Below are 13271 nucleotides of genomic sequence, written 5' to 3'. Positions count from 1 at the left end.
CCTATAACACTTCTACAAGCATTTTAAGTACGTTCATTACTTGTAATGCTGCGGGAAAAAACACCAATACCAAAAACATCGGAAAACAAATTAAGATAATGGGAAAGGTTGTGTGCATCGCTTTTTTGTTTACCTTTTTAGCGAGTAAAATGTTCTTTTTTAAAGCTAGGCCTTCAAGTTGAGCCTCTACTGCTTGGATAAGTGGCGTACCAAGTTTTGACCCTATTAACATTAAGTTTGCGAGTTTTTTAATTCCTAATACGCCGGTTCTTTCAAAAAGTGAATTAAATGCAAATTCACGATCTTTACCTGCACTTAGTTCGAATAAAAATAACTTTAGCTCTTTGTATAATGGGTGTTTTTGACTCAATCCATGATCAACCGCCAGTGCAAATGAACGCTCTAGTGAAAATCCAGCGCGCATGTAAACCAGTAACACCCGTAAAAAAAACTCTAAGCTATTATTTATAACAGTTTTACGTTGATTTTTACGTAACAAAAACCAGCATTCGGGTGCAAAAAAACACACAAAACACAGTAATAATTTAATCGATTGGCTCAGCTCGTACCCTGTTAGTTCTATAACTGTAAATGCACTAAAAGTAGCTGCCACTTTAAAGCAGTACAGGCTTATTAATATTTTATTAACTTGAATTCCTGCTTGCCTTAATTGACGTTTAGAGATGATGATTAGCGGATACCAATTAATGTTTTTAGTATCGGGTTTATCTAATTCGACTTTAAGAGATTGCCTATGAATATGGATAAACGAGCCCATACTTACTAAAAGTCCGATAAGTAAAAGTATATCAATCATAATGTTACCCTTAAGCTAAGGCGTAGCCATAAAAAGCCAAATAGCTGACAAAGAAGCGCAACCGTTATAAATGCAATCCCATTAGGATCGTTTAATAAAGGTTCAAACCAGGTTGGATCGGTATAGCTAAATAAAGGAATTAGTGCGTAAGGTAAAAAACCACTAAATACAGCAGCGTACTTAGTACCTGAAAGCTTTGCTTTTAGCTGTTGGCGGTCGAGGGTCCGAAGCGACATCATGTTGCATACGCTTTTTAGCATGTCGGTCAAATCGCACTGGCTTTGTGTATGTGTGATGATGCTATGAGCAAATAATCTTACGGTTTCGCAGTTGTATCTTTCAATTAATGGGGCAAACGACGTTTCGGCATCACTACCCATGCTCATGCGTTGTATTAGTAAGGTGCTTTGTTTTTTTATATATGGGTCTGCATGTTCATCAGCAAACTGCATTGATTGTTGTAGCGACAGCCCTGTGCTTAAACACGATTGTACGGTTTCAATAAATTCTAAAAAGTGATGCTCAAATTTTGCTAATTTATAATGAGCCAAGTCAATCACAGTTATAAAACAGGTTACAAAAACCACGATTGAAATAATAAACGCGCTGGTTGATGCCTCTGGGTAATATAATTTAGCTAAAAACCAGGAGCTACTAGAGAGCGAGCACGCCATGCTTATAAACCAGGCGTTACTAATATTTAAACCAAGCACTCGTAGTGACAGAGTAAGGACATCTTTTTCTTCTAAAATATCTGCTTTTTTAGTGCTTTGGTTGCTTTTATTATTCACATACAAAGAAGCCAATACACTCGCAGCCAGTACAAAAGTTATAACCGCCGCAATAGCTAATAAATAATCAAGTTTAGTCATTGTTAGCCTCCGGGTTATTGTGCAGTAATGCTTTCAATTCTTGTGCATTTGCGCCTTGACCTTTCATAAACTCAATAACACTTGAGTTATCTATTAAATCACTTTGTACTGGTTCTGCTTCGTTAATACTATAAAGCGGGCTAAATTGTGCGCCGCCATTAACACGCTTAATTTCACCAATACTTTTTAGAGTGCGGATGCCATTAGTTGAGCGAGAAACATGAACTATGAGCTGAATACTCGACGCGATTAGCGAACTTGTATGGGTATCACTCAGTTGTGCATTGTGTAACTGCACTAAGGTAGATAAACGAATAACGGCATCATTTGCACTGTTAGCATGTATGGTCGTCATCGAACCTTGGTGGCCACAGTTCATTGCTTGGAGCATATCGATTACTTCGCCTGAGCGTACCTCACCTACAAGTATTCTATCTGCGCGCATTCTAAGGGCTGCTTTTACTAAATCTCTTAGGCTTACTGCACCTTTACCATCGCTGTTAGTGTCGTGGGCTTCCAATTGCACAACATGGTTGTGATGCAAATTAAGCTCAGCGCTTTCTTCAATGGTTACAACACGTTCGTTTGGATTAATTGAGTTGGCAAGTACGTTCAATAATGACGTTTTACCAGCCCCCGCATTGCCACAGACTAAAATATTAACGCCTGTTTTAACTGCACTTTTTAAAAATAATAAGATGTTTTTATCTAAAAAATGGTTATTAACTAAAAAGTCATCGTTTATTTTTTTATGATTAAACTTACGAATAGACACAATAGCGGCGCCGGTACACGCAGGCGGTACAATAATATGAACACGGCTACCATCTTTTAATTTGCCATCAACAATTGGCATAAGCGCATTTACCTGGCGACCACAGCCATCAAGTAAGCGATCAACAAATCGGCGTAAATGGCGTTCGTCATCAAACTTACTGGCTGTGCAAAGTAGTTTGCCTTGCTTATCAATCCATATATCTTGCGTGTCGTTTATTAAAATATCACTTACCTGATCGTCCAGCATAAACTGTGCAATAGGTCCCAAGCCTTGAATTTCATCAAAAACAGCCTGCACAACCTGCTCTTGTTGATGTTGGTTAAATGAAGATTGATTAAATTGTGGAATTTCACTACACAACGCAGAGATTTTTTCGAGAACATTACTTGATAAAAGCGCGGTTGGTTCTTGTTCGTACTCTTCGATAACGGCATCGTGCAATAGCTTTTTAAGCTCTTCAAGGGTACTTAAACTGGTTTGAACTTCTTCATGTTTGCTTGATAAATTAAACATAAAAACTCACTTAGCTACATATACAGCTTCATTTTTAACGCCTTTAACCACTTCGATTGTGCGACTGGTTTGTAAGCGTGAAAAGTTTTGCAAACGACCTTGTTCAATGTCATGAGCGCTATGCACAATAATTGAAACTTTGTCGGCGTTATCTATACCCGCCAACGAATAAACATCTTTTGGAAGTACCGCAAGGACTAACGAAACACCGCCTGTAGCAGAATTAGACTCTTTAGCTAAGTTATCCATTACGCCATTTTTTTCGGCTTGCGATTTAGGGCCTTTTGAAACACCAATGAGCTGTACATCACGGGCAACTGTTCTTACTAGACGATTAGTTTTAGCGACTATGTCGAGTCGGTCACCTTTGTGTATGCGCGAAAGCGGAATATCCAAGGTGTTTAGTTTTAAAGTATATAAAACACGCCCTGCCGGTATGGCTTCTGATAAATTTTGGCTTTTCGCTCTGATAAAATCTGTGCCAAATAATGGTTGTTCAACAATTTTATTAGTTGCTAATTTTTGACCAATTAATGCACGTGGGTTTTGAACGCTCAGTGCAATATTTGAATAGTTACTTGGATCTATACTCTTTTGCTCAACATCGTGAACGGTTACTGTTTGACCGGCCGACATATTTTTGTTTACTACCCAAGCTGTTACGCTATTTTCATCGTTTACCTGTCTAATACCCAAAGCCGAAGCTAACATGCCAGAGGTGATGAGTAATGTGAGAGCCGCTGTGGTTGCGCCTTTGTTACTTTTACTTTTCATAATATTCCTCCGGAGTAACTTTCACTGCCACAATTTTGTGGCAGTGAGCCTTAAGCTTGGTATTCAAACCTGGTTACCTTGCGTTAGTTACCTTGTGAACCGCCTGCTGCTGTACGTGTTGCAGCATCGCCGCTTGGTGTTGCATTAACAAGTGCGGCACTTTCACTAAAGTCTGATGCAACAAAAGTGAATGAACTACCATCGCCTGCGTACACGTCAACTGAATCTACAAACCCAGAGCCAGACACTTCAGCTGTGCCTTCGGCGTTAATCATGCCGTCAAATACATAGCTTTGGTCAAGTGAGCCAATTGCTTCAGCTACATCTTCAAGTTCGCTGGTCACCGAGTCACGTAATGTAGATAAACCAATTACAAGTGCCGCTACCATTGAAGTAGAAAGAATGATTAGCTCTGACGTTAGTACAAAACCTTTTTGCTTTTTGCTATTTAAGTTATGTTTAATAGTTTTCATAATCGTAGCCTTTAAATTAGAAGAGCTTATGCTCACTTTATATATAGCGAGGACCATGCCAACTAATTAAATCCTTTAAATACATATGGTTAGTTTGTTTGGATTATTTGTTCTTTAGCTGTTTTTACTTTTGATTTGCAAAATGCAAATCAATATTAAAAAATAATTTTTAGATACTTAATGTTAGAAACGCTCTGTTAAATTATTAAAACTAATAGGTATTCAAAAAGGGTTAAATATTAGAAGCAGTCTTGTGGGGTAACTTATAAAACGTATGATTAGCGTAAGCTCTACTACTATTTTTGATAAATAATAAAGTGGTTTTGGCTCCTTAATAATGCCAAATTTTAGGTATAAAAAAAGGCCCGAAGGCCTTAAGAATAACAATTACCTAAAACAGAGAGTTTACCGCGCCTAGCAAGTGCTTTTTGATGCGTGGGTTCTGCACGTAAAACTTGCTCATAATAGCCACAGGCCAATAAATTATTGGTATTAGCTTCTTCAATTAGGCCTTTATGGTAAAAATAGGCGGTGCTATTTAAACCAAACTTAACCGAAAGCTCTAAATAGTTTGAAGCTACAACGTAGTTACCCTGGGCATAATGTATAGAGGCCATTTGCAGGTATGGTGAAGCATGTGTACCAAAAACATCTACGCCGTATTGGGCAATGCTTTTCGCTTTAGCTAAATTGCCTTGCTCAATTGCTAAAGTGACTCCTAAAGTAATTGCGTTTAACGGCGGGTTAGCTTTATTAAGCAGAGTATTTATAACTTGTTGAGACTGATTAGCACGGCCACTTTTATAAAGTACATATGCCGATATTGAAAGTATTGCCGTGTTATCGGGGTGTTCAAGCATTAACTGATTAACCTCATGCACAAGGTTCAAACAGTCACTTGCATTAATACCTTCGCACTTTAATGGTTGGGCATTTAATTGGTATTTTTTAACTATGTCACCCAGCGCGTTGTAAGGATTTACTGTTGGCTTGTAATCAATATGAGCGCAACCCGATAAAGTAAGCAGTAAAATTATATAAAGTATTTTCATAGCCCTTGCTCCTGTATATAGCTAAGTATCTGGGTGTCTATATTTGCCTGTTCCCACGAACGTAAGGTATTAATTGGCTCACGCACCAGGTTTGGAGTTACAACAATTATAAGCTCGCGGTTGTTTTCACTTTTACTGGTTGTTTCGCTTAACTTTCCTAGCATGCTATTGCCGTTGCCATCAGGTACAAAGTCGTGGCTTGCATTGTTATCGGTGCTAATTAAGCCACCAATAATAAGAGGTTGTCCGTCTTTTAAACGCGTTGATGTTTGCATGCTGCGTGTATTAAATGCACTACTGTTCAAACTGCTGCCTGTGCTTTGTGCAATTTCGGCGGTTAACGTGGTATCGGGTAGCGAAATTACTGGGTTTAGATCAAGTGTGATTCTGTCTTTGTCGTCAACCATGGCGCGTACATTTAATTCAACTCCAAATGATTTAAATTCTGTGCCGCTAAACACCGACCCACTACTACCTTGCTGCCCGCTTGTAATTCCTGAAGGGCTATAACTTGTAGGTACGGGTACTTCTCCACCGACCTTAAATACGGCACTTTCACCAGCTAAAACCGTTATTGTAGGGCGAGAAAGCGTTCGAGAAATACCTTCTTGTTCAAGTAATGAAAACAACATATCAATGGCAAACTGTGAGGTAGAAAGCTGTAAGTTATTAGTTAATTGACCGCCAATTAATTGCAGCGCATTTTCTATTGTTGCAGAGCCTGATTCGCGTTCAGTCATACCGTCACGACCAAACAATCCCGCTTCTTTTTCATACCCATTAGAGAGCACGCTAATATCTGGGCGCCATTGCTTTAATCTACGTTGATTTACTTCGTATAATTGCACCGACACACGCACTTGAGGTAAATCTTCAACTTCAATGCTCGACAAAACTTTACCGCCAGCCACTGAAAGCAACGTTGCTCTGGCAATATTAGAACTTACATTACTTAAGTTTAACCCTGATGTAGCATCGTTTATTAACCCACCCGACTCGTTGGCAAGCACTTCAATACCTGCGCTTTTATCCTGCGTTGCGCCGCCCATTAAATTATTAGGATCAAGAGGAGATCCCTGAGTTTGTAATGCTTGCTCTGGTTCGAATAATTTATTAATTGTATTTAATAAGCGCACTAGCTTTATTTGATTTTTTACAGAGCCTGACAGTAAAAATACATCGCTATCATCATTTGATAGCTCATCAACCGAGATGCGTTTAATGGTCACTTTATCTGCGCCCATTGATTTAATTACTTCGCTAATACGTTCTTCTTTTGGCTTGGGTGCTTGAGTTACTTTTATTAAATTAATAATAGCGACTTTGCTCGAGTTTTGAGAGGTACCACCGTTTGCGTTACCCAATCCTTGCAAGCGTTGAGCGAGAGAATTAAACATTCCTTGGTTAGAGTTTGAGGTAATAACGGGTTGTGATGCTTGTGAGCTACTGGCGTATAGATAGTTTTTTGCAGCTTCATAAGCGGCATGACGATAATTTATAGTAGGTACTTCACCGCGTAATACAACAGCATGGCGATCAGGTGCTATGGTTAGTTGCACGTCAGGGTGAATATCGTTTAAGGCATTTTCCAGTACGCTATAGTCTTCGGTAACACCAAGTAAAAATGTTTCCGAGCTTTTATCGTCGTACCACACCATCATAGATGTACGGCCTAACTTTTTAGCTAAAATTAGTAGCTCGCGACCATTAACCACGTTCACATCAAGCGTTGTTTCGTGGCCAAGTGCTATACGCGAAATATCACGGGTAAACACAAAGCGAGTATGTGTCCATTTAACTAAGTGTGATACTTTTTGTACCCGCTCACCATTTGCATTTTCTATATAATCTAAATGACTTTCACTGCCTACGGCGCTAAAAGATATTAGTAATAGTATAAAAGTAAATTTTAACATAAGCCTTTCCCTCTATTTGCTTAGTGTATAGGTAGCAAGTATGAGACCAAACGCTTTTGTATTTATTATCAATGCATTAAGATGTGTGAAAGTGTGTTTTATTATTTTGATTCGCAAATTGCAAATCAATAATTCATGAAGGGTTTAACCAAGAAATGAGAGTAGAGGCAGGTGGCGCAAAGCGAATAAAATAGGCTCTGCGCTAATTTTAGTTAATGCAAAGCAGCTGTAAATGGGATGCTTTCACAGATTTTAGCTTCTGCTGTAAGTAACTCTTCTAGGCGAGTATCAACTTCTTCTTTATCAAAGTATTCGTAAGCAAGCTCTACAAAAAGGTTTTTATGTTTTTCTTCTGACTTGGCAATCGCAACATAAAAGTCTTTTTCTTTACCCTCAGGAAGTGCTTGTGCAACTAAAGAAAAACGCTCGTGACCACGTGCTTCAATTACACCGCCAACCAGTAATCGGTCCATTAAAAAACCATCACGACCATGTCTAAACAGTGCACGTATTTGTTTTATGTACGGGTCTTTTTTGTCGTCACCTAAGTTTACATCGCGCTCTAAAAGTAACTTAAGCACTTGTTTAAAGTGTATTAATTCTTCTAATGCTAAGTCGGTCATGGCTTTTACTAATTTACGTTTGTCTGGGTAATGCGAAAGCATAGACATAGCCATACCCGATGCTTTTTTTTCTGCAGCGGCATGATCTTGTAAAAAAGTATTAAAGTCAGCAAGGACAACTTCGGTCCATTCAAATGGGGTGTGGTATTTTAATTCAAACATGTTCTGTACAACTTAAATAATAATGCGGGGATTTTAACGTATTTGTTTTAAAAAATCTTGTAAGGCAGCAATTTATCTATGCGCCCTTTAGCGGTGGATTCGACTTTTAGCAGGTGTTTAATATCGTTCCATGCGGTGACTTTGCCGCCCATATTCATTTTTTCAAAATCAGCTTTGTCACTTTTTAATGCTAAAAAATCGCATAGTTTTTTGTAGCTATCAGGCTTTGCTATATCAATGGATAAAAAATCGTTGTCACGATTCTTAAAGTACGTGTGAGCATCGTTCAAATGTGTTTCGTAGCAGTGAGCTAAGTAACTATCGTCGCTAATATTATTAAGCGAAAGCTCACTAAACGTATTTAAATAACAGCGCTTTATATGAATATTAAAGCCCCCGTCGCCGCGCGTTAAATTAGTGTGCATACGCGTTAAAAGCTGCTTTATTGAAGGTAGCCATGCACTCAATTCGCGCTCTAAATAAATAAACTTAGAGTCTGGGTAATGAATATCAAGTGCTTTAAAGTCGTTAAATATGGGAGTGTCGGCAATTGCGCTGGCATTTTGAAAACAGGCATTAGTATACGCGGTATGCGCTGTTGTAATGCGAAGTTCTAAAAATGCATGGCACACACTAGTTGTGCCGGTACGTGGTAAACCTATTATAAATATTTTGCTCATTAACTTTTCTTTAATTAGCCGCGTGTTACTAGTAATACAAAGGCGCTGATAATCATGACTAAAAATGTAGTAATAGTACCAATTTGGCGATATTTAAGGCTTTTTTCTACTATGCCTAAATTTTGAAACACACGCCCTACTAATAACGCACCACCTAATATATGGCAGTAATGGCTAGCAAGCCCTTGGTACTCTGCTAAAAAAAGCAAAATTAAAGCAAATGGCACGTATTCCATAAAATTTGCGTGGGCACGCACAGCACGTTGCAGCGTTGCATTACCGTTATCACCAAGCGATATTTGCTCCGCACGGCGCACTTTTATTACGTTAAAGCTTAAATAAATGTAAAAGAATGCGAGTAATGCAGCATAAGTTGAAATGATCACGGCGTTTTCCTGTTATTTTTATCGCATAAATATGCGCTCTATTATTGTGGGCGTGATAATAACACATAAATTTGAGCAGCATTATCAGAAGTTTAATAATTGCCTATGCTAAGCTAGAGGTATTAAGTTAGTAGAAAATACATAAGGATTTTATGTTTGTACCTCGTAAAGTAGCCGACAGTTACCGTGAAATGATTAACAGTATTGGCTTTTACCCTTCGATGCTTTCAGTGGGCTTTTTGGTATTTGCCATTATTACAATGTCGGTTGAATATTTAGCCCCTGTTGAGCAGCTAAAATCGTTTATATCGGTTGTACTTGTAGATAGCGCCGAAAACGCGCGGACTATTTTAAGCACTTTAGCGGGGAGTATAATTTCGCTTACCGTGTTTAGTTTTTCGATGGTAATGGTGGTTTTAAATTCAGCCAGCGCGAGTTTATCGCCCCGCGTAGTGCCAGGGCTTATTACGCGCAAATCACACCAAATGGTTTTGGGGTTTTATTTAGGCAGCATAATTTACTCTATTATTATGCTTATAAATATTAATAAGCTTGATGGTGGCAGTACAGCAATTCCTTCAATAGGTGTGTTGTTTGCACTTGTTTTTGGATTGATTTCATTAGGTTTGTTTGTATTTTTTATACACTCAATCTCACGTGCTATTCAAGTTGATAACGTTTTAAATGGCTTGTTTAGTCAAACTAAAAACGAAATTAAAACAATAATACAAAGACAACAAGAGAACCCAGTTGAGGACTTTCCAGACTTTAGCAAATGGCATTCGGTTAGCAGTAAAACAGAAGGATATTATAAAGGCGTACATACCGATAAGCTGTGTGCCATTTTGGCTGAGCAAGATATAAAGGTGTATATATCTGTAAACCAAGGCTATTTTACAGTTAAAGGTTACCCGTTTTTAAAATGTAATAAAGAGATAGCAAACGATGAAGAGCTGATTAATAAAATTCTCGACTGCTTTATTTTTTATATAGAAGAGTACATTAGCGATCATTACCGTTATGGATTAACGCAAATATCAGAAATTGCAGTTAAGGCAATGAGCCCGGGCATAAACGATCCCGGTACTGCGGTTAAATCAATTGATATGCTGAGTATTTTACTTATTCAACGACTTTCAATTAACGATATTAACTACTCGTTTAAGCACAGTGATAATGCCCCATTGTTGTACCTTCATGAAACAAGCTTTGATGAGTTATTACATGACAACTTTACACCGCTGCGTAATTACGCCAAAGGCGATGCATACGTAATGACAAACGTGCTTGAGGCATTCAAAAATATTTTGTTTGTAGCCCATAAAGATACCGATGCACGAAACAGTTTATTTAATTATTTAAATGCGATTGTTGATGACATAAATGAGCATGTAACTAATGAATACGACAGACGCGAAGTGACTAATATGCTCAACTCTATAGCGCGTATCAGCCAAGAGCAAGGTGAGAAGTTGGTGGCACGTTTTGAGCACCACCAAAAATAAAAACTTAAAACATAGTTTAATCTATGTAGTAAACAGCGTAGCTTGACGCTGTTACTTTAATCTCTCCAGCATGGTAGGCATCAGGTACATAGTTACTTGGTGCGCTATCAGCCATCATTACTTTTTCTGCGCGCATATAAGGCTGCGACTGCACATTGAGTGGACTTAGTGACGCGCTGTATAATCCTTTTAAATCAACGTCATAATCTTCACTAAACTCTTTTGCAGCATCCCGTGCGTCTTTAATTGCTAACTTTTGCGCTTTTTTATGCAGCTCGTTGTAGTTACTTGCTAAAAATTGCGTTTGATTAATTTCGTTAATACCGTTGTTAACTAAGCTTTGTAGTAACTCAGGGTATTTATTTATATCGCTGAGTTTTACTGTTAACGTACGAGAAACCTTAAAGCCTTTAAATTCTTGATTACCGGTAGTGCGGTTGTATTGGCTATCACGGTTTATTGAAATTTGCCCTGCGTTTATATCTCCCTCTTTAACACCAATCTCTTTTACGAGCTTAATTGCCTTGGCGATAGTTAAGTCGGTTTTATTTTTAGCAGCAATTAAGTCTTTATCAACTTCGGTAATACCTACACTAAGCTGTACGTAATCTGGCATTGTAGTAAGAGTCGCTTCGCCCTTAACATAAATATGAGGAGCATCGGGAGTCGCTGCCGCAAGTGCATCAAAGCTAAGTACGTTTAAAGCCAGTGCACTACCTAAAACAAGAGTCAGTGTTTTCATTGAGTCGATCCTTTAATTTTGTAAATGCTATTAAAGACCTTACGTGGTTAATTAAATATGAACAAGCACAAAAAAACAGGCAATTGCCTGTTTTTTGTTAAGCGTTGTAACTAATGCTATTACGCCATTTACTTTTAATTACTTATAAACCTAATTAAACACTACAACGTTTATAGTTACGGTATTTTGGTAACCAGTAATTTTTGTCGATTGCTGCCCATAACGCATCATCAGTAATCTCAAGAGCAACGCCCTCTTCGATTGCTTTTTTAGCGATGGCAAATGCAATACGTTTACTTAGCGTTTCAATTTCAGTCAAGGCTGGTAATAAACTACCTTTACCTGTGTTTGCACGCGGCGACGACTCTGCAAGCATTTCGCTAGATACACTTAACATTGCATCTGTAATGCGTGTCGCTTTAGCGGCAATAACACCTAAACCAATACCCGGGAAAATATAACTGTTGTTACATTGTGGGATTGGGAACATCTCGCCATTGTACTCAACAGGATCAAATGGGCTACCTGTGGCAACAAGTGCTTTACCGTCAGTCCACTTAATCACATCAGCAGGATGCGCTTCTACTTGCTTAGATGGATTACTTAATGGGAAAATAATTGGCTGTTCACAACCGGCATGCATAGCGCGTATTACTTGTTCTGTAAATAAGCCAGGTTGACCAGAAACACCAATCAAAATGTCAGGCTCAGCACAGTGCATAACATCAAGCAGTGATGCGTACTCGCCGCTGTACGTCCAATCACTTAACGAGCCTGTAGGTTGTGCAAGTGCTTGTTGGAAATCGCGTAAGCCTTCCATACCCTCACTAAGCAAACCAAAACGGTCAACCATAAATACTTGGCTACGCGCTTGTGCTTCTGAAATACCTTCAAAAACCATTTGGCTAATAATTTGCTCAGCAATACCACAACCAGCAGAGCCTGCACCCACAAAAACTACTTTTTGCTGGCTTAGGGTTGAATTTTTAACACGACACGCAGCAAGTAAAGAACCGACCGTTACAGCCGCAGTACCTTGAATGTCATCGTTAAAGCTACAAATTTCATTGCGGTAGCGCTTAAGTAATGGCATTGCATTTGGCTGTGCAAAATCTTCAAACTGAAGTAATACATTTGGCCAGCGACGTTTAACCGCTTTAATGAATAAATCTAAAAACTCATCGTATTCGTCTTGAGCAATTCGCTTATGGCGTGCGCCCATGTACATAGGATCGTTTAAAAGCTTTTCGTTATTAGTACCCACATCAAGCATAACAGGCAATGTGTATGCTGGGCTTATACCACCACACGCTGTGTAAAGTGACAATTTACCAATTGGAATACCCATGCCACCAATACCCTGATCGCCAAGGCCTAAAATACGCTCGCCATCGGTTACAACAATAACTTTTACTTTACCTTTGGTAGCGTTGCGTAAAATGTCGTCAATTTGGTAGCGATCTTCATACGAAATAAATAAACCACGTGCGCTGCGATAAATGTCAGAGAATTTTTCACAAGCATCGCCCACTGTCGGTGTGTAAATGATTGGCATCATTTCTTCAAGGTGGTCACGCACTAAACGGTAGTAAAGTGTTTCGTTGTTATCTTGAATCGCACGTAAGTAAATATGCTTATTAAGGTTGTCGGTAAAGCTAGAATACTGCTGATAACAACGCTCAACTTGCTCTTCTATTGTTTCAAAGCGAGGAGGAAGTAAACCAGCAAGATTGAAATTTTCGCGTTCTTTTTTACTAAAGGCGCTGCCTTTATTTAATAGCGGTGTTTCAATTAGGCCAGGGCCAGAATGATGAATATATAAGTAGTTAGGATCAGTATTAGTTGTCATATTTCCAGGCTTTAACGGAGTCTTAAGTTATGATCTGTCATTATCAGTGTTAGAGGTTTAATTGCAACGACAATTAAGCTAGTCAGACCATTGAGAGAAAATACATGCGGGCTTCACTGCCCGCATGCA

General features: G+C 38.7%; 13 protein-coding genes. 1 reads left to right on the top strand and 12 read right to left on the bottom strand.

Going from position 1 to position 13271, the window contains the following annotated elements:
• Position 1: 1 nt before the first annotated feature.
• The 10 genes from H5090_RS13515 to H5090_RS13470 form a co-directional block, all read right to left on the bottom strand.
• The gene (locus H5090_RS13515) at positions 2 to 817 is read right to left on the bottom strand and encodes a type II secretion system F family protein (protein ID WP_182695950.1); all 816 of its coding nucleotides are present in this window, start codon (positions 815 to 817) and stop codon (positions 2 to 4) included.
• The gene (locus tag H5090_RS13510; RefSeq protein WP_182695949.1) at positions 814 to 1689 is read right to left on the bottom strand and encodes a type II secretion system F family protein; all 876 of its coding nucleotides are present in this window, start codon (positions 1687 to 1689) and stop codon (positions 814 to 816) included. Before H5090_RS13510 ends, H5090_RS13515 begins: the two co-directional genes overlap by 4 nt.
• Complete coding sequence (locus H5090_RS13505; protein ID WP_182695948.1) at positions 1682 to 2980, bottom strand: CpaF family protein; 1299 nt, start codon at positions 2978 to 2980, stop codon at positions 1682 to 1684. Before H5090_RS13505 ends, H5090_RS13510 begins: the two co-directional genes overlap by 8 nt.
• A gap of 6 nt (positions 2981 to 2986) precedes the next feature.
• Positions 2987 to 3754, bottom strand: coding sequence for a hypothetical protein (locus H5090_RS13500; protein WP_182695947.1), 768 nt, complete (start codon positions 3752 to 3754; stop codon positions 2987 to 2989).
• Between the two features lie 83 nt (positions 3755 to 3837).
• Positions 3838 to 4227 carry a hypothetical protein gene (locus H5090_RS13495; protein WP_010552792.1) on the bottom strand — a complete coding sequence of 130 codons (390 nt, stop codon included), beginning with the start codon at positions 4225 to 4227 and terminating at the stop codon, positions 3838 to 3840.
• Positions 4228 to 4601: 374 nt separating this feature from the next.
• Positions 4602 to 5279 carry a lipopolysaccharide assembly protein LapB gene (locus H5090_RS13490; RefSeq protein WP_182695946.1) on the bottom strand — a complete coding sequence of 226 codons (678 nt, stop codon included), beginning with the start codon at positions 5277 to 5279 and terminating at the stop codon, positions 4602 to 4604.
• A complete protein-coding gene (locus tag H5090_RS13485; RefSeq protein ID WP_182695945.1) occupies positions 5276 to 7195 on the bottom strand; it encodes a pilus assembly protein N-terminal domain-containing protein in 1920 nt (639 codons plus the stop codon). The genes H5090_RS13490 and H5090_RS13485 overlap by 4 nt, the downstream gene beginning before the upstream one ends.
• 212 nt (positions 7196 to 7407) lie before the next feature.
• Positions 7408 to 7980 (bottom strand): tRNA-(ms[2]io[6]A)-hydroxylase, encoded by a 573-nt coding sequence (locus H5090_RS13480; protein WP_165743839.1) that lies wholly within the window; start codon positions 7978 to 7980, stop codon positions 7408 to 7410.
• Between the two features lie 47 nt (positions 7981 to 8027).
• Positions 8028 to 8660 (bottom strand): sulfotransferase, encoded by a 633-nt coding sequence (locus tag H5090_RS13475; protein WP_182695944.1) that lies wholly within the window; start codon positions 8658 to 8660, stop codon positions 8028 to 8030.
• Between the two features lie 14 nt (positions 8661 to 8674).
• A complete protein-coding gene (locus H5090_RS13470) occupies positions 8675 to 9046 on the bottom strand; it encodes an MAPEG family protein (protein WP_002962524.1) in 372 nt (123 codons plus the stop codon).
• A 152-nt stretch (positions 9047 to 9198) separates the two neighbouring features.
• Between H5090_RS13470 and H5090_RS13465 the strand changes: the two genes are divergently transcribed.
• Positions 9199 to 10551, top strand: a complete 1353-nt coding sequence (locus H5090_RS13465; protein ID WP_182695943.1) for a DUF2254 domain-containing protein — start codon at positions 9199 to 9201, stop codon at positions 10549 to 10551.
• A 16-nt stretch (positions 10552 to 10567) separates the two neighbouring features.
• Here H5090_RS13465 and H5090_RS13460 read toward each other — a convergent pair whose 3' ends face one another.
• Together H5090_RS13460 and H5090_RS13455 are read right to left on the bottom strand one after the other, a co-directional pair.
• The gene (locus H5090_RS13460) at positions 10568 to 11293 is read right to left on the bottom strand and encodes an SIMPL domain-containing protein (protein WP_024596616.1); all 726 of its coding nucleotides are present in this window, start codon (positions 11291 to 11293) and stop codon (positions 10568 to 10570) included.
• Positions 11294 to 11447: 154 nt separating this feature from the next.
• Entirely contained in the window at positions 11448 to 13142 is a 1695-nt protein-coding gene (locus tag H5090_RS13455) for an NAD-dependent malic enzyme (protein WP_024604382.1), read from the bottom strand.
• Positions 13143 to 13271: the final 129 nt, after the last annotated feature.

Origin of the sequence: Pseudoalteromonas sp. SR43-5 (assembly GCF_014163835.1) — a bacterium.
GTDB classification, from domain to species: domain Bacteria; phylum Pseudomonadota; class Gammaproteobacteria; order Enterobacterales; family Alteromonadaceae; genus Pseudoalteromonas; species Pseudoalteromonas distincta.
The sequence above is the reverse complement of the archived record's forward strand: the minus strand, read 5'-3'. Positions and strand labels throughout refer to the sequence as shown.

Excerpts from the sequence above, each read along its gene's own strand:
- H5090_RS13515 (WP_182695950.1), bottom strand. The coding sequence starts at position 817 with ATGATTGATATACTTTTACTTATCGGACTTTTAGTAAGTATGGGCTCG.
- H5090_RS13510 (WP_182695949.1), bottom strand. The coding sequence starts at position 1,689 with ATGACTAAACTTGATTATTTATTAGCTATTGCGGCGGTTATAACTTTT.
- H5090_RS13505 (WP_182695948.1), bottom strand. The coding sequence starts at position 2,980 with ATGTTTAATTTATCAAGCAAACATGAAGAAGTTCAAACCAGTTTAAGT.
- H5090_RS13500 (WP_182695947.1), bottom strand. The coding sequence starts at position 3,754 with ATGAAAAGTAAAAGTAACAAAGGCGCAACCACAGCGGCTCTCACATTA.
- H5090_RS13495 (WP_010552792.1), bottom strand. The coding sequence starts at position 4,227 with ATGAAAACTATTAAACATAACTTAAATAGCAAAAAGCAAAAAGGTTTT.
- H5090_RS13490 (WP_182695946.1), bottom strand. The coding sequence starts at position 5,279 with ATGAAAATACTTTATATAATTTTACTGCTTACTTTATCGGGTTGCGCT.
- H5090_RS13485 (WP_182695945.1), bottom strand. The coding sequence starts at position 7,195 with ATGTTAAAATTTACTTTTATACTATTACTAATATCTTTTAGCGCCGTA.
- H5090_RS13480 (WP_165743839.1), bottom strand. The coding sequence starts at position 7,980 with ATGTTTGAATTAAAATACCACACCCCATTTGAATGGACCGAAGTTGTC.
- H5090_RS13475 (WP_182695944.1), bottom strand. The coding sequence starts at position 8,660 with ATGAGCAAAATATTTATAATAGGTTTACCACGTACCGGCACAACTAGT.
- H5090_RS13465 (WP_182695943.1), top strand. The coding sequence starts at position 9,199 with ATGTTTGTACCTCGTAAAGTAGCCGACAGTTACCGTGAAATGATTAAC.
- H5090_RS13460 (WP_024596616.1), bottom strand. The coding sequence starts at position 11,293 with ATGAAAACACTGACTCTTGTTTTAGGTAGTGCACTGGCTTTAAACGTA.
- H5090_RS13455 (WP_024604382.1), bottom strand. The coding sequence starts at position 13,142 with ATGACAACTAATACTGATCCTAACTACTTATATATTCATCATTCTGGC.